This window comes from Nocardia sp. CY15 (assembly GCF_009829295.1).
Taxonomy (GTDB): domain Bacteria; phylum Actinomycetota; class Actinomycetes; order Mycobacteriales; family Mycobacteriaceae; genus Nocardia; species Nocardia sputi.
Window position 1 is genome coordinate 117627 of record NZ_VUOT01000004.1, and the last position, 16071, is coordinate 133697.

The 16071-nt window shown below is 68.1% G+C and carries 12 protein-coding genes; 5 read left to right on the plus strand and 7 right to left on the minus strand.

The window, feature by feature from the left end; all coding sequences use genetic code 11:
• The 4 genes from GVY39_RS08440 to GVY39_RS08455 all read right to left on the minus strand — a co-directional run bounded on the left by GVY39_RS08440 (position 1) and on the right by GVY39_RS08455 (position 4796).
• A complete protein-coding gene (locus tag GVY39_RS08440; RefSeq protein WP_159922550.1) occupies positions 1-552 on the minus strand; it encodes a phosphatase PAP2 family protein in 552 nt (183 codons plus the stop codon).
• Between the two features lie 89 nt (positions 553-641).
• Positions 642-2576 carry a glycosyltransferase gene (locus GVY39_RS08445; RefSeq protein ID WP_159922465.1) on the minus strand — a complete coding sequence of 645 codons (1935 nt, stop codon included), beginning with the start codon at positions 2574-2576 and terminating at the stop codon, positions 642-644.
• Positions 2577-2583: 7 nt separating this feature from the next.
• Positions 2584-3810, minus strand: coding sequence for a UDP-galactopyranose mutase (glf, locus tag GVY39_RS08450; RefSeq protein WP_159922463.1), 1227 nt, complete (start codon positions 3808-3810; stop codon positions 2584-2586).
• Positions 3811-4073: 263 nt separating this feature from the next.
• A complete protein-coding gene (locus tag GVY39_RS08455) occupies positions 4074-4796 on the minus strand; it encodes an SDR family oxidoreductase (protein WP_159922461.1) in 723 nt (240 codons plus the stop codon).
• 120 nt (positions 4797-4916) lie between these two features.
• On the opposite strand from GVY39_RS08455, the gene GVY39_RS08460 reads away from it, so the two are divergent.
• On the plus strand, positions 4917-5561 hold the full coding sequence (locus tag GVY39_RS08460) for a TetR/AcrR family transcriptional regulator (protein ID WP_159922459.1): 645 nt from the start codon (positions 4917-4919) through the stop codon (positions 5559-5561).
• A gap of 49 nt (positions 5562-5610) precedes the next feature.
• Here the strand turns inward: GVY39_RS08460 and GVY39_RS08465 are convergent, their stop codons facing one another.
• Together GVY39_RS08465 and GVY39_RS08470 are read right to left on the minus strand one after the other, a co-directional pair.
• Positions 5611-6369 (minus strand): MerR family transcriptional regulator, encoded by a 759-nt coding sequence (locus GVY39_RS08465; protein ID WP_159922457.1) that lies wholly within the window; start codon positions 6367-6369, stop codon positions 5611-5613.
• 316 nt (positions 6370-6685) lie between these two features.
• A complete protein-coding gene (locus GVY39_RS08470) occupies positions 6686-8113 on the minus strand; it encodes a SpoIID/LytB domain-containing protein (RefSeq protein ID WP_236565352.1) in 1428 nt (475 codons plus the stop codon).
• Between the two features lie 434 nt (positions 8114-8547).
• Here GVY39_RS08470 and GVY39_RS08475 point away from each other — a divergent pair, with 434 nt between their 5' ends.
• Positions 8548-11142 carry an N-acetylmuramoyl-L-alanine amidase gene (locus GVY39_RS08475; protein WP_159922455.1) on the plus strand — a complete coding sequence of 865 codons (2595 nt, stop codon included), beginning with the start codon at positions 8548-8550 and terminating at the stop codon, positions 11140-11142.
• A 130-nt stretch (positions 11143-11272) separates the two neighbouring features.
• Here the strand turns inward: GVY39_RS08475 and GVY39_RS08480 are convergent, their stop codons facing one another.
• Positions 11273-12112, minus strand: coding sequence for an HAD family hydrolase (locus GVY39_RS08480; protein WP_159922453.1), 840 nt, complete (start codon positions 12110-12112; stop codon positions 11273-11275).
• A 155-nt stretch (positions 12113-12267) separates the two neighbouring features.
• Here GVY39_RS08480 and GVY39_RS08485 point away from each other — a divergent pair, with 155 nt between their 5' ends.
• The 3 genes from GVY39_RS08485 to GVY39_RS08495 are packed head-to-tail and all read left to right on the plus strand — an operon-like array spanning position 12268 to position 16068.
• Positions 12268-13245: an ABC transporter permease gene (locus GVY39_RS08485; RefSeq protein WP_159922451.1), complete on the plus strand. Its 978-nt coding sequence runs from the start codon at positions 12268-12270 to the stop codon at positions 13243-13245.
• 25 nt (positions 13246-13270) lie between these two features.
• Positions 13271-14194 carry an ABC transporter permease gene (locus tag GVY39_RS08490; RefSeq protein WP_159922449.1) on the plus strand — a complete coding sequence of 308 codons (924 nt, stop codon included), beginning with the start codon at positions 13271-13273 and terminating at the stop codon, positions 14192-14194.
• Complete coding sequence (locus tag GVY39_RS08495) at positions 14191-16068, plus strand: ABC transporter ATP-binding protein (protein WP_159922447.1); 1878 nt, start codon at positions 14191-14193, stop codon at positions 16066-16068. The genes GVY39_RS08490 and GVY39_RS08495 overlap by 4 nt, the downstream gene beginning before the upstream one ends.
• The last annotated feature ends 3 nt before the right edge of the window (positions 16069-16071 follow it).

The following is a 16071-nucleotide window of genomic DNA, read 5'->3' on the forward strand; positions in this document are numbered from 1 at the left end:
TCAACCAAGGCTCTTTCTTGTGCGGTCACTGTCGAGTCTCTTTTCGGCGGCGAGCAGGGCGGCGGCGGACGCGGCGCCGAGCGCGGAACCGGCGAGCACGTCGGAGGGGTAGTGCACCCCGAGGACCACCCGGGAAAGCAGCATCGGGGGGACGAGCACCGCTGGCAAGGGTAGCCCGGTCAATCTGCCGAGCAACACGGCCGCCGCGGTGGTCGAGGTCGCGTGCGAGGACGGAAAACTCAACTTGCTCGGCGTCCCCACGTTGACCTGCACCGATGGGTCGTTCGGGCGCGGACGGCGAACGACGCGCTTGATCACGATCGAGGCCGCGTGCGCGCCGACCGCCCCGACCGCTACCCCGGCCCACTGTCTGCGCCGCGGCTTGTCCACCAGCCAGCCGGCGGCGGCGATGCCGATCCAGCCGAGCGCGTGCTCACCGAAGTGCGACATGCCGCGCGCGGCGGACACCACGGCGGGCTTGCCGCCGAGGGCGGCCTGCACGGCGTTGATGATCGCGACTTCCGGGGGCGCGGTCGTGGCACGCTCGTCCAGAGGAGGCGCGGATACCGGGCCGCCGTGGCCGTTCGCGCGCTGCGGCGGCAGGCTCACCGCCGCGTCGTCGGCCGCGCTCGCTCCGAGACTCACTGCTGCTCACCCTTCGTGTCGATGCCGAAGACCTTCTCCCACGCCGCGGTGCTGGTCAGCTGCGAGTGGGCGGCGCGGTAGCGCTGCTGCATCTCCGGGAAGCGGGCGGCCAGCTCCTTGCGCAGGCGCATGGCCTCCTTGAACAGGCCGAGCGCCTGGCGGGGGTCACGCTTGCGGTAGACGACGCCGCGGCCGTCGGCCGTGGTGACGGTGACGCCGTCCACCTGCGAGAGCAGGAACCAGCGCGCGTCCAGCGTCGGCACGTTCAGCTGCGGGGTCTGGTGATGATCGGTGTGCGCGGGCCGGAAGTTGTGCACCACGCCCTTGGCCAGCCGGACCACCTTGGCGATCGGGTTGGCGGGCTCGCCGACAGCTCCGACGCCGATGTGGCTGGCCAGCGGCAGTTCGGTGGAGGAGGGCAGGATCACCGCGTCCGGGTACTGCTTGCGCAGTTCGTGCACCGCGCCCAGCGCGCTGGGCAGCAGCTGGAACAGCCGTTCGGGTCCGGCGAGGAAGTCGCGGATGGCCAGGTTCTGGATCGCGACCGTCGAGTACTCCAGGCACAGCAAGTGCTTCAGCGTGGCCTTGATCGTGTTGACGACCATGGCGCGCCCGTTGCCCGGCAGGTGCAGCGAGGCGACGACCAGGCGATTGCGCAGGTGGAAGTACGCCTGCCAATCGATGGCGTCGTCCTTGTCGCTCCAGGCCATGTGCCACACGGCCGCGCCGGGCAGGGTGACGGTCGGGTATCCGGCGGCGCGGGCGCGCAGTCCGTACTCCGCGTCGTCCCACTTCAGGAACAGCGGAAGGGGCTGGCCGAGTTCCTCGGCGACGCGGCGCGGGATCACGCAGGTCCACCAGCCGTTGAAGTCGACGTCGATGCGCCGGTGCAGCAACTTCGAGTTGTCCCGGTCCTTGAGCGGGTACTTCGAGAAATCGTGGTCGTACTCGACGTTCGGCGCGGCGGTCCACATGAAGATGCCGCGGTCGACGACCTCGCCCATCACGTGCAGGTGCGAGCGCTCCTGCAGATTGAGCATCTGGCCGCCGACCAGCACCGGCGACTTGGCGAAGCGGGCGAAGGCCAGCGCGCGCAGGATCGAGTCGGGCTCGATCTCGATGTCGTCGTCCATGTAGACGATGTACTCGGCGTCGGTGGTCTTCAGCGCCTCGTACATGACCCGGCTGTAGCCGCCGGAGCCGCCGAGATTGGGCTGGTCGTGGATGGACAGACGATCACCGAGCGCCGCCGCCGATTCCGCGAATCCGGGCTCGTCGACGACCTTCTTCGTGCCCTGGTCGGGGATGATGACGGCTTCGATCTTCTCCAGCACCAGCGGATCCGAGCCGAGGGCGGCGAGAGTTTTCACCGCGTCGGTGGGCCGGTTGAAGGTGGGCATGCCGACCGCGATGCTGCCCTCGCCGGGCGCCTCGACCGGCGCGTACCAGCCGCCGGACAGCAGCGTGACCGCCGTGTCGGTGGTGATGTCGAACCAGATCCAGCCGCCGTCCTCGAACGGGGCCAGGTCGGTCCCGAATTCCACCACCACCGAGTCGGCGCCGGTCGCGACCGCGAATTCCTTGCCCTGCACGTGGATTCGCGAGCCGTCGGCCTTGGAGCGGTACATGTCCACCCGGCCGTGACCGGCCAGTTCCAGCCGCAGCACCACCGACGAGAGGATGCTCCAGCGCCGCCAGTAGCTCGCGGGCAGCGCGTTGAAGTAGGTGCAGAACGAGACCTCGGACTCCGCGCCGATCGACAGCGACGTGCGCGTGGTCGCGTGCGCGCGCCGGGCGTTGGTCTGCGACTCCTCGACGTAGAGCGTGCGCACGTCCAGCGGCTCACCCGGCCGGGGCAGGATGATGCGCTGCAACAGCGACTTCGCACGGGTCTCGGTGGTCATGTCTTCCAGAATGGATTGGGCGGTCATCGTGCTCCTAAGCCTCCTGGTCCACGAGCGGCGCGCCGTCGGCGAGGTGCGGCTGGAGCACGTTGTCGAACATGCTCAGCGCGCTGCCGATGGCCATGTGCATGTCCAGGTACTGGTAGGTGCCGAGGCGGCCGCCGAAGACGACCTTCGCCGCCGCGGTCTCCTTCTTGGCCAGCTCACGGTAGGCCAGTAGTTTCGCCCGGTCCTCCGGTGTGTTGATCGGGTAGTACGGCTCGTCACCGGTCTGCGCGAACCGCGAGTACTCCCGCATGATCACGGTCTTGTCGGCGGGGTAGTCGCGCTCGGGGTGGAAGTGGCGGGGCTCGATGATGCGGGTGTAGGGCACGTCCGCGTCGTTGTAGTTCATCACCGAGGTGCCCTGGAAGTCGCCGACCGGCAGCACCTCGGTCTCGAAATCAATGGTGCGCCAGCCCAGCTCACCCTCGCTGTAGTCGAAGTAGCGGTCCAGCGGCCCGGTGTAGACGACCGGCGCGTCCGGGTTCTCGGCGCGCAGCTGCTCGCGCACCTCGAACCAGTCGGTGTTCAGCCGCACCTCGATCAGATCGGAGGCGGCCATGTTCTCCAGCCACTTCGTGTAGCCCTCGCGCGGCAGGCCCTCGTAGGTGTCGTTGAAGTAGCGGTTGTCGAAGGTGTAGCGGACCGGCAGCCGGGTGATGTTGCCCGCGGGCAGTTCCTTGGGGTCGGTCTGCCACTGCTTGGCGGTGTAGTCGCGCACGAACGCCTCGTAGAGCGGGCGGCCGATCAGCGAGATCGCCTTCTCCTCGAGGTTCTGCGCGTCCTTGGTCTCGATCTCCGAGGCCTGCTCCGCGATCAGCTTGCGCGCTTCCTCCGGCGAGAAGTAGCGGCCGAAGAACTGGGAGACCAGACCCAGGCCCATCGGGAACTGGTAGGCCTGACCTTTGTGCATCGCGAAGACGCGGTGCTGGTAGCCGGTGAACTCGGTGAACTGGGTGACGTAGTCCCACACTCGCTTGTTGGACGTGTGGAACAGGTGCGCGCCGTACTTGTGGATCTCGATCCCGGTCTCCGGATCCGGCTCCGAGTAGGCGTTACCGCCGAGGTGGTGGCGCCGTTCGATCACCAGAACCCGTTTACCCAGCACGGTGGCGGCGCGTTCGGCAACGGTCAGCCCGAAGAATCCGGAGCCGACGACGATCAGATCGAACTGTGAGGCGGAATGGACGGAGTTACCGGGGGACGATGCGACGGTCACGGGAGCCCAGAGTATCGGAAGTCCCCGGCGCGTCCGGGTGGAGTCGGAAGTGCGCCGAGCGGCACCGCTCGCCGCACCCGGTTTCACGCCCTCGACCTCTGGATTTCGCCGGTTGTTCGCTGAAAAGGATTCCGCTGGCAACTGACCGGCTGTTTACTCCCCTGGCCGGCTCGTCGCGCCCGGTTCCGCGGTGTTCGCAGCGCTCCGCGAGCCGCCTCGAGCCGTGGCGCGATCAAGGCGGCTTTCCCACGCGTGGGCAGGGCTCAGGCCGGGAAGCCGACGTCGAGTTCGACCTCGTCCCGCTCGGTGTACAGCCGCCAGTAGTGGTCACCGAGTTCGTCCGCGCTGATCCGTACGAGCTCGAGACCCTCGGGGATCAGTTCGGGATGTTCGTCGACGATCTGCGCGGCCTTGCTGCCTTCGATCAGCGCGCCGATGTTCAGCAATCCGACGTAGACGCCGGTGCCGCGCAGTTCGATCTCCAGCTGGCGCAGGTAACCGCGTTGCGCCGCCAGGGCGATGCCGAAGTTCGCCAGATAGGGCGCCGGGAAATACTCCGAAGAGCCCGAGGTGAACAGCAGCGCGCCGTCGCCGCGCTCCACCATGCCCGGCGCGAGGGCCCTTGTCACCAGGATCGGTGAGTGCAGCTTCAGCGCCATCGGCACCGCGAGGGAGGGGACGTCCACTTCCAGCGTCGATGGCAGCCGGTCGCTCATGTTGCCCGCCGCGCCGTGCATCGCCACGTCGATCGGCCCGAAGGTCGCCTCGATGTTCTCGATCACCCCGGTGACCTGCGCGGCGTCGGTGACGTCCGCGGGGAAGGCGGCGGCTTCGACGCCTTCGGCCGTCAGCTCCTCGGCGTGCCGCCGCGCCTTCTCGGGGTCACGCCCGATGACCGCCACCCGGAATCCCTCGCGTCCGAATCGCCGTCCCGTGCCGACACCGAGCCCGGGGCCGTACCCGAAGATCGCGATCGTCTCGGCCATTTTCCCTCCCGCTTAAGTTGAGACATAGTTCAAGTTCACAGCCGAGACTATCGCAACTTGAACCCATGCTCAACATATGGAGTGACCCGGCTTTGTCAGCCGGATTTGTAGGATCGGGCCGTGGACAAGCCGTTACGCAGCGACGCCCAGCGCAATCGGGACGCGCTCGTGACCGCCGCCCGCGCGGTCTTCACCGAACGCGGTCTCGACGCACCGCTGAAGGAGATCGCCGCGCGCGCGGGAGTCGCCATCGGCACCCTGTACAACCGCTTCCCCACCCGCGACGACCTCATCGCGGCCGCGGTCGAGGACCGGATCGAAGCGGGCAGCCGCATCGCCGAGGACGCGCTGGCCATCGACGATCCCTGGGAGTCGTTCGTCTACTTGGTGGAGCGGGTCTGCGCTTTGCAAGCCGCCGACCGGCTGCTCAGCGAACTGGCGGTTCGCACCGCCCCCAGCCGCGCCATCGCTCGGGCACAGGAATACGGCCACGGCCTGATGCGCCGGATCATCGCCCGCGCCCAGGAAGCCGGCGTCCTGCGCGCCGACTGGGTACTCGAGGACATCGCCTTCATCACCTGGTCACACACCAGAATCGTCGAGGCGACGGGTCACATCGCCCCCGAAGCCTGGCGGCGCCACCTCGGCTTGGTACTCGACGGCCTACGCGCGGAGGCCGCCCATCCACTCCCGGTCCCCCCGATCACCGAAGACCAACTGATGCACGCGCTCGGACGGGGCGACCGCACTTCGACCCCGGAATGAATGACGGCCGGTACGCGGGTGCGCGTACCGGCCGTCGGTAAGGCGGGATCTACAGCCGCTGCTCGGCGTAGATCTTCATCGCGTCCCGCACGTACTCGGCGGTGCCCGCGCCGTGCACGTCGTAGTTGACCGCGAAGCGCGGGTCGGCGACGTACATCTCGCCCAGGTTGATGAAGGCTTCCTTCACCACCGGCCGCCCCTGCCAGCCGACGCCGATCCAGTCGTAGTGGCGCTGGACGATGGCCTGCACCTCGTCGCTGTCGAGCGCGAGCCCGTCGGCGTGCGCCCGGCCGTAGTCGGCGGCGATGTCGAGATGGGTCTGCTGGAAGGCCTTCCGGTCCGCGTCGGACATCGAGCGCCACCAGCGGTCGCCGCTCTCGTAGGCCTCCTTGCCCCAGCGCTCGATCACCTCGTCCTTGTACTTCGTGTGGTCGAAGCCGTCGAAAACTTCTGCTGCCACGAGTTGTTCACCTCTTTCCGTCTTGTGCAGCGTGGTTTGCACCGACTCGATCTGCCGCCGGATCCGATCCTGTTCCTGCCGAAGCAGTTGCAGGTGCGTGCGCAGCGCGGCGGCGGTGTCCTGCTCTCCGGCGAGGACTTCGGCGATGACCGGAAGGCCGAGGCCGAGTTCGCGCAGCAGCAGGATGCGTTGTAACCGCACGAGGGAGCCCTGGTCGTAGTAGCGGTACCCGTTGGCGCCGATCCGGCTGGGCGGCAACAGCCCGAGCTGCCCGTAGTGACGCAGCGTGCGACTGGTGGTACCGGCCGCCTTCGCCAGATCCTGAATGGACCATTCCCCGGTGACCATGACCTGTCCTCCCTCCTTGCTCTCGTCGGTATAACGAGCATGCAAGTTGACGTTACGTCAAGGTCAACCCCTGATTCGCCGCGATTTCTCGACCGCCAGCGCAGCGCGAACGTGGACGCGGCTGCCGAAAGCCCGCTATGTGAGTTCCGCGCCACCACCAGCCGCATCAAAAGAATCCGTGCCCTAGACACCAGATCGGCTGGAACCTCGGTTGGCGAATCATCGGCCTGCCAGAGGCCGTGCCCGCTTACGGCCGCTGCCATCAGCGGGCACCGCCCCAGCATTGGCGGACGCCCAGCGGACGTCGTTGTACCGCCTAGTGCGGCGACACCGTCGGTTGAGTCGCCCTCCGGGGCTGGGCCGCGTCGCCGGGGTGAGTCACCCCTCCGGGCTGGGCCGCCCCTCCGGGCTGGGCCGCACCACCAGGCTGGGCCGCACCACCGGGTTGCGCCACACCCCCAGGCTGCGTCACACCACCGGGTTGCGTCACACCACCGGGTTGCGCCGCACCACCAGGCTGGGCCGCACCACCAGGCTGGGCCGCACCACCGGGCTGCGTCGCCCCACCAGGCTGGGCCGCACTACCGGGCTGCGTCGCCCCACCAGGCTGGGCCGCACCACCAAATCCCGCCGCACCACCAAGTCCCACCGCACCGCCAAGTCGAGGCGAGTCACCCGCAGCAGGTGCGTGACTGGGCGGGATCCCCTGTGCTCCTGGTGCTTCCGGCACCACTTGCAACATCCGCGAGTAGTCGACGACCTGCGCGCCCAGCGCGGGCGTCACGACGATGACGCCGTTGGTGTAGTGCCGGTAGGTGCCCGCCCGTTGCGGCAGGATCATCTCGGGACCGAGCGGCGCACCGATTCCGCTGCTCGCGCCGCCGATGCGGCGGTATTCGGCGTCGATCGCCGACTCGGTAACCGACGCCTGCTCGCGCGGATCCTCGGTGGGGGCGGTGGTCACCAGCTCACCGGGCGCGGGGCCGACGTCGAGAGTGTCGATGCCGGCGGGTTCCGCACCGTCCGGCGCGGCGGAGTACTCCGCCCGCAGGATCCGGCCTTCGCGCAGCAATACGGCGCCTGCCGTGGCCGCGACCGCTGCCGACGTTCGCGAATCCTCCTTCGCGGTACCCGGATACCGCTGGCAGGCAGTTGTGTCGCAGGTCCGCGCGTACGGATAACGTTGTTCGGCAAGGGCATACGAACGCGCCGCGATCGCCTGGGCGCGCAGCGCCTCGGCCGCGCCTTTGTCCGCCCAGTTGGCCTGCACCTCGGCCGGGACCACACCGAGCAGATAGTCCTCGACGTCCACCTGGTTGATCGTGCGGGCCGCGCCGTCCTCGAGGGCGACGCCGAGCGCACCGCGATACGCCGAACCACCACACAGCGTGAGATGTTCCGCCGCAGGGCGATTCGGGCTGGGATCGATCGGGTGAATCCAGGGGTCGTCGGTCGCTGCCTGCCACAGCACCTCGCCGTCGCAGCCGTGCGTGACGACCACATTCGCGCCACCGCCCGGCAGAGGCGTCAGGTGCGCGGCCTGGCCGGGTGTGACTTCCCGGCCCGCCACCCGCGCACCGGCGGCGGCGAAGGCGTCCAGGGACGAGTCGTCCTGCGCCATGAGCCGCACCCGGACGGCTGCGGGCGCGACGGTGGCGAGCGCCGCACCGGGGTAGTAGCGCGCGAGGATGCGTTCGGCTCCCCAGCCCTGCCGCGCGCTCTCGAACGCACCGACCTGACTCATGCCGCGCCCGTGCCCCGGCCCGACCAAAGGTCGGTAGGGAGCCCCTTCCGGCCAGCTGGACAGCACTGTGCCAGCGATAAGCCCGATGCCGCTGAGCAACATGGAGTTCAGCGCTGCGCGGCGGATGGTTCGCCGACTCCGCATCCGGGATCGACGTTCGAAGAAACTCCTTATTACCAGCACTCTTGTCCCCTGCACGCTCGCTCTACGATGCATTCGTTCACTTGCCAGGACATTCCAGGACGGGGTTGATCCGTAACCTTTCGGACACGTTCTCCGACCACGCGCAATCAACGAGCTACATTCAGGCAATCACATAATCCTCAACAAGAGGTTTAGCAATGTGACAATTGTGGCTATTGTGACCATTGATACATCAGGAAGTAACCCCGGAATCACTCATGATCACTGGTTCGACCTGATTGGAGACGCTCGTGCGGTACCGCAAACCGAAACGTCCCTACGTACTCCCGGTGGTCACCACCCTCGCGGTCGCGGCCCCGCTCGCCACGCTCGCGCCCAGCGATTCCACCGACTACCGCACCGCCACCAACAGCGAACTGGCCGCCGTATCGGCCGAACTGGCCGAGGTAGCGCTCACGCAGGCTCCCGATATCGTCTTACCGCTGCGCGAACTCACCGGGCTGGCCCTGCCTGAGCTGCGCCTTTCCGACCTGCGCATGCTGCCGACTCCGGAGTCCATCGCGATGCCGGACCGACCACCGCTACCACCGGATGGACGGCTATCCGAGCGAATACGACTACCCAGCTCGAATTCCGACCAAACCTCCGTCCCGGAGATCGCTTCGAGCCAGCGGGCCGAAAACTCGAATTTTCCTGCTCAGACAATTTCCCAACCCACCACAGGTAGTGTCCGATTCATCGCGGATCCCGGCCGGCTCCAGCCCGGAACCACGCCCGACACTCCCGCGCTGTCTCCTGGGGCTGTGACCCCCGAATTGATGAGCCAGGTGGGGGCCCAGGTCAAAGAACTCTCCAGCGACACGCCGTTCAGCATGGTCGCGCTCACCGCCGAAAAGCTGGCGGACACCAAGGCCACGATCCGCGCTCGGCAGCCCGACGGCACGTGGGGGCCGTGGTACGAGACCGAACCGGTCGACACCCATCGCACCGACCGTTCCGGCCCGGGCGCGACCGACGGGACCGAACCGATCTACGTCGGCAACACGAACGCCGTACAGGTGCTGGTCACCCGCGAGCAATCAGCGGCTCCGACGATCCGGCCGGTGGCGCAGCCTGGCCCGATCGCGGACGATCCGGCCCAGCCGGACACTCCGGCCGGACAACCCGTCCCGCGGCCGGACGATCCGGCCCAGCAGGTCGCAGACCTGACCGCCGTGCTCATCGATCCGGGCCGCGGCGCCGTCGACGGCTCGCTGCACGACGTCGCCGCGCCGTTGCCAGGCGGGCCGAGCGTCATCACCCGCGCCCAGTGGGGCGCCGACGAGTCCATCCGCTGTGACCAGCCGACCTATGACGACAACCTCGGCGGCGTCACGGTGCACCACACCGCGGGCCGCAACGACTACAGCAAGTCCGAGTCGGCGGGGATCGTCCGCGCGATCTACACCTATCACGCGAAGACGTTGGGCTGGTGCGACATCGGGTACAACGCGCTGGTCGACAAGTACGGTCAGGTCTTCGAAGGACGCTCCGGCGGTCTCGACCGGCCCGTGCAGGGTGCACACGCGGGCGGCTTCAACGAGAACACCTCGGGCGTCGCGCTGATGGGCAACTACGAGTCCGAACAACCGACGGACGCGGCGATCGAGGCGATCGGGGCTTTCGTGGGCTGGCGCACCAAGGTCGCCGGTCTGGACCCCAAAGGCTCCACCACGATGTACTCGGAGGGCACCTCGTTCACTCCGTATGCCCGGGGCGAGGCGGTGCGGTTGCCGATCGTCTTCGCACACCGCGACGTCGGCAACACCACCTGCCCCGGCGACGCCGCATACGCGCTGATGGATCGGATCCGCGACATCGCCGCAGGCACTCCGGGCGCCTCGGGCGGACACAACAGCCAACTTCCCGCGATCGACGAATCCGACGTGGCGGATCTCGCGGCGCTGACCACGAAGCTGCTGAACATGGTGCACGACAACATCATCGCCAGGCACTGGTCGCACTCCGGCGGACCGAACGGACCACTCGGCACCGCCCGGTCCGACGTGCTGCCCACCGCACAGGGCCGGCAGTACGCGAAGTTCTCCAACGGATACGTCTACACCGCGGCGGACGGTCGGGTCGTCGAGGTTCTCGGCACGATCCTGGACCGCTTCCTGCAACTCGGCGCCGAAACGGGCGTCCTCGGGCTACCGCTGCGCAACGCCTACCCGGTCCCGGACGGCCTGCGCGCGGACTTCGAGCGCGGCTCCCTGATCCTCAACCAGCTCACCGGCATCGTCACCACAGTGTGGAAGACCTACAACGACACATACCAGGAACAGATGGGCCGCGAACCGGTCGGGGCTCAGATGAGCGCCCCGCTTCCGGGCAGCGCCCCGGCTCAGGTGAGCGCCCCAGCTCCTGACCGCGAACCGGCTCACCTGAGCGCGCCGGTTCTGGACGGTGCCCCGGCCCCTGGCAGCACCCCCGCTCCCGGCAGCACCCCAGTTCCCGGGAGTGGCCCGGTCCCTGGCAGCACCCCAGCTCCCGGCAGTGCCCCGGCTCCCGGCAGTGCCCCAGCTCCCGGCAGTGCCCCAGCTCCCGGCAGTGCCCCGGCTTCGGGCAATGCGCCCGCTCCGGGCGGCACCCCAGTTCCGGGCGATGCCTCGGCCCCGTCGGTCTCTATTCCCGGTAGTGCCCCCGCACCAGCTGTCAACCAGGTTCCAGAGGCGCGTACCCCGCTCCCCCGGCCACCCGCTCCGGCGGGAAGTCCCACCCCGATCGGTCCGGCGCCCGCGAACACACAAGACCCGGCTGCCGTTCACACCCCTCACGGCTCGGCACCCGCAGTCACCGACCCGGCCGCGGTGGCCCCAGCCGCTTCACCCTCACCCGAGGGTTGAACCAGAACAACTTCGCAGATGACACACGGTTCGGAGCTCGGCTATACGCCGGGCTCCGAGTCGTTTCGATACGCGTTCCGCGTCAGGGCCGCGGACAGACAGCGCGAAAGCGCGGCGAATCGAACACAACTCATACCCACCAGCGTTCGAGGACGCGCGCGACGCCGTCGTCGGAGTTCGATTCGGCGATCTCGTCGGCGGCCGCCAGGGCTTCGGGGTGGGCGTTGCGCATGGCGACGCCGTGGCCCGCCATGGTGAGCATGGGGACGTCGTTGGGCATGTCGCCGAACGCGACGATGGTGGCCGCGTCCACGCCGAGCCGCTGGGCGACCACGGTCAGACCGGCGGCTTTGGTGATGCCGGGCGCGGACAGTTCGATGAGCCCGTGCTCGGTCGAGTAGGTGATGTCGGCTCGCTCGCCGATCAGCGGCGCGAGCACCGAGCGCATGTCCGAGCTGCGCGCGCCCGGTAGTCGGATCAGCATCTTGATGGCGGGCGCGTCGATGACCTCCTCGCGGGCGACCGAGGTGTCGTCGGGATTCAGCCAGGCGTGCTCGTATTGGGGCGAGCTGACGAATTGCGGCGTCACCGCGTCGTGCGCGCTCTCACCGACGCGTTCGGCCGCGAGACCGCAGCCCGGCAACGCCCGCTCGGCGAGGTCGGCGAGCCAGGCGAGCGTCGGCACGTCCAACGTCATGCTGGCCAGCACCCGGTCGGTGGCGCTGTCGTAGATCACCGCGCCGTTGCCGCACACGCACAGCGGCGCGTAGCCCAGGCCCTGCACCACCGGATCGATCCAGCGCGGCGGCCGCCCGGTGGCCAGCACGAACGGCACACCGTCGGCGATCAGGGCGCCTACCGCCGCCTTGGTCCGCGCGGTCACCCGCTCGTCGTGATCGATGAGCGTGCCGTCCACATCGGTGGCGACCATCTTCGGCTTGGGCAGGTGCGGGGGCGTCACCCATTCCATCCTGCCGGACGACTCCGGGCCCGTGCCCGGCCCCCGTGGCCGGACGATACTCGGACATGCCCGGATGTCATGTGGCACGCGCGCCCGCAAGCACGTCCTTATGATCGGGGACTAATACCGACGCTGGCACGTCCAGCCGAAAGACCAGAGGACTGATGACCGGCTTCCTGCTACGACGCGCGCTCAACTATGTCGTGCTGTTGCTGCTGGCTTCGTTCCTGACGTTCAGTCTGGCGTCTCTGACGTTCCGGCCGCTGGACAGTCTCGAACAACGCAATCCGCGCCCGCCACAGGCAGTGATCGACGCCAAGGCCGAAGAGTTGCATCTCGACGACCCGATTCCGGAGCGCTACCTCACCTGGATCAAAGGGATCCCGCACGGCGACTTCGGCACCACGCTCGCCGGTCAGCCGGTGAGCGAGGAGCTGCCACGGCGGGTGGCGGTGAGCCTGCGGTTGCTGATCGTCGGCTCACTGGTCGGCACGGTGCTCGGCGTTCTGATCGGCGCGGCGGGCGCGATCCGGCAATACAAATTCAGCGACTACTTCACGACGGTGGTGTCGCTGCTCGTTTTGAGCACGCCGGTGTTCCTGCTCGCGACGCTGCTGAAATATGGTGCGCTGGAGATCAATTCGCTCACCGGATCGCAGATCTTCCTCTATACCGGCGAGACGTCGGCGAGCAGGATCGACGGGTTCTGGCCGCAGTTGCTCGACCGCGTCCAGCATCTGATCCTGCCCACCACCGCGCTGGCTCTCGGCGCCATGGCCGGTTACAGCCGGTACCAGCGCAATGCCATGCTGGATGTGTTGCAGAGCGATTTCATCCGCACCGCCCGCGCGAAAGGCCTCACTCGCAGCAAGGCGCTGTACAAGCACGGCCTGCGCACGGCGCTGATCCCGATGGCCACGCTGTTCGCCTACAGCCTCGGCGGCCTGATCACCGGAGCGACGTTCACCGAGAAGATCTTCGGCTGGCACGGCGTCGGTGAATGGCTGGTCGACTCGATCAACGCCCAGGACCTCTACGTGGTGGTGACGGTCACCGCGTTCGCCGGACTGGTCGTGCTGGTGTCGGGTCTGCTGTCGGACATCGTGTACGCGTTCCTCGACCCCAGGGTGCGTGTGGGATGAGCGACCGGCCCGTAGGAGGGGCAGCATGACCGAAGCCGAAATCATCGTCCAGGGCGCTCCGGAGGTCACCGCGACCGGACGGCGCAAGCTGGTCCTGCGGCGGTTCCTGCGCAACAAGCCCGCCGTCGCGGGCGGCCTGGTCCTGATCGCGCTGTTCGTCGCGAGCTTCGCGCTGCCGCCCTTGCTGCCCTACGACTACCAGCAACTGGACTACACGGCCCTGTTGCAACCGCCGAGCCTGGATCATCCGTTCGGCACCACCCAGATCGGTCAGGACGTGCTCGCGCAAACCCTGCGCGGATTGCAGAAATCCCTGGTGATCGGCCTGTGCGTCGCGCTGTTGTCCACCACGATCGCGGCCACCGCCGGTTCGCTGGCCGGATTGCTCGGCGGCTGGACCGACCGCGCGATCATGTGGCTGGTCGATCTGCTGCTGGTGGTGCCGAGCTTCATCATCATCGCGCTGTTCGCGCCGCGCACCAAGGGCAGCGGTTCCATCCTGCTGCTGATCGTCCTGCTGTCCTGCTTCGGCTGGATGATCTCGGCGCGGATCGTGCGCGGCCTGACCCTGAGTCTGCGTGATCGCGAATTCGTCCGGGCCGCACGGTACATGGGTGCGCCCACCCGCACGGTGATCCTCAGCCACGTCATCCCGAACATCGCCTCGATCCTGATCATCGACACCACCCTCACCGTCGGCTCGGCGATCATGGCCGAGACCGGGTTGAGCTTCCTCGGTTTCGGTGTGCAGCCGCCGGACGTGTCGCTGGGTTCGCTGATCGCGGCGGGCACCAAATCGGCGCTGACCTATCCCTGGTTGTTCCTGTTCGCCGGCGGTCTGCTGATCCTCACGGTGCTCTGCGCGAACCTGGTCGGCGACGGACTGCGCGACGCGTTCGATCCCGGCGCCAAGGGGGCACGGTCGAAGAAGAAGAAGGATCGAGCATGACAGGCGCGGGCGCCACCGAGAAGAAGGCCGAGACGACCGCGGCCGCACCACTGCTGGAGATCACCGATCTGCGGGTGTCCTTCCCCAGCGAGGAGGGCCGGATCGACGCGGTCCGCGGAGTCACCTACACGGTGTCCGACGGCGAGGTGCTCGCCATCGTCGGTGAGTCCGGTTCGGGCAAGTCGGTGTCCTCGCTGGCGGTGATGGGGTTGCTGCCGGAGCAGGCGCGGATCACCGGGTCGATCCGGTTCCGCGGCCGGGAGCTGCTCGGTCTCGGCGATCGCGAATTGTCCAAGCTGCGCGGCAGTTCCATCAGCATGGTGTTCCAGGACCCGCTCTCCGCGCTCACACCGGTCTACCGGGTGGGCGAGCAGATCGCGGAAGCCCTGCTCGCGCACGGGAAGATGGGCAGGAGCGAAGCCACGAAGCGGGCGGTGGAGTTGCTCGACCTGGTCGGCATCCCGGATCCGGAGGTGCGGGCCAAGGCGTTTCCGCACGAGTTCTCCGGTGGCCAGCGCCAGCGCGTGGTCATCGCGATGGCGATCGCGAACGATCCGGGGCTGATCATCTGCGACGAGCCGACCACCGCGCTCGACGTGACCGTGCAGAAGCAGATCCTGAACCTGCTGCGCAAGGCGCGCGACATCACCGGAGCGGGTGTCATCATGATCACCCACGACATGGGCATCGCCGCGACGCTGGCCGACCGCGTCGCGGTCATGTACGCGGGCAAGATCGTCGAAACCGCTACCACCACGGCGTTGTTCAACGCGCCGCGGATGCCTTACACCGTCGGACTGCTCGGCTCGATCCCGCGTATGGACGGCCCGCCGCGGCGTCCGCTGATCCCGATCGTCGGTGCGCCGCCCGCCATGCACTCGCTGCCGCCGGGATGCTCGTTCGCCCCGCGCTGCCCGATCTCGATCGAAGAGTGCGGGGCCGCGGAACCGCCGCTGGAGCCGATCGATCCCGGGCACGGCGCGGCCTGCATACGCACTGCCGAGGTGGGCACGGATGCGCTGTTCGAGGCCTATAGCCGCGAGATCGCCGAGCCGGAGGCCGAAGCAGAGGTGCATTCGGAGGTGGTGCTGCGGGTCTCGGACCTGGTGAAGGTCTTCCCGATCACCTCGGGTGTGCTGCTGCGCCGTCGCAAGGGCGAGGTCAGGGCGGTCGACGGCATCAGCTTCGAGGTGCGTGCCGGGCGCACGTTGGCGCTGGTCGGCGAGTCCGGCTCCGGTAAATCCACCACGCTCACGCAGATCCTCGACCTGGTTTCCCCACAGGCGGGCACCATCGAGATCATGGGCAGCGACGTCGCTTCGCTCAGCAAGGCGCGCAGGCGGGAGATCCGCCGGAAGATGCAGATCGTCTTCCAGGATCCCACCGCCTCGCTGGACCCGCGCCTGCCGGTTTTCGACGCGCTCGCCGAGCCGTTGCGCATCGACGGGCGGTCACGGGCCGAAATCGCTCGCCGGGTACCGGAATTGCTCGAGCAGGTCGGGCTGCGCCCGGAACACGCCGACCGCTACCCCGCCGACTTCTCCGGTGGCCAGAAGCAGCGCATCAGCATCGCCCGCGCGCTCGCGCTGGATCCGGAGCTGCTGGTGCTGGACGAGCCGGTCTCCTCCCTGGACGTCTCCATCCAGGCGGGTGTGCTGAACCTGTTGCGCGACCTGCAGACCGAGCGCGGCCTGTCCTACCTCTTCGTCTCGCACGACCTGTCCGTGGTGCGGAACCTGGCGCACGACATCGCCGTCATGTATCGCGGCAAGATCGTGGAATACGGTTCGGCGGAGCAGATTTTCGCGGCGCCCACACACGAGTACACGCGGGCGCTGATCGATGCGGTGCCGGTGCCGGCCGTGAGTCGGTAGAGA

What these genes read in the sequence shown, in the direction of transcription:
- GVY39_RS08445 (WP_159922465.1), bottom strand. Translation starts at nt 2,576, where the DNA reads ATGACCGCCCAATCCATTCTGGAAGACATGACCACCGAGACCCGTGCG.
- GVY39_RS08455 (WP_159922461.1), bottom strand. Translation starts at nt 4,796, where the DNA reads ATGGCCGAGACGATCGCGATCTTCGGGTACGGCCCCGGGCTCGGTGTC.
- GVY39_RS08465 (WP_159922457.1), bottom strand. Translation starts at nt 6,369, where the DNA reads ATGGTCACCGGGGAATGGTCCATTCAGGATCTGGCGAAGGCGGCCGGT.
- GVY39_RS08470 (WP_236565352.1), bottom strand. Translation starts at nt 8,113, where the DNA reads ATGAGTCAGGTCGGTGCGTTCGAGAGCGCGCGGCAGGGCTGGGGAGCC.
- GVY39_RS08480 (WP_159922453.1), bottom strand. Translation starts at nt 12,112, where the DNA reads ATGGAATGGGTGACGCCCCCGCACCTGCCCAAGCCGAAGATGGTCGCC.
- GVY39_RS08485 (WP_159922451.1), top strand. Translation starts at nt 12,268, where the DNA reads ATGACCGGCTTCCTGCTACGACGCGCGCTCAACTATGTCGTGCTGTTG.
- GVY39_RS08490 (WP_159922449.1), top strand. Translation starts at nt 13,271, where the DNA reads ATGACCGAAGCCGAAATCATCGTCCAGGGCGCTCCGGAGGTCACCGCG.
- GVY39_RS08495 (WP_159922447.1), top strand. Translation starts at nt 14,191, where the DNA reads ATGACAGGCGCGGGCGCCACCGAGAAGAAGGCCGAGACGACCGCGGCC.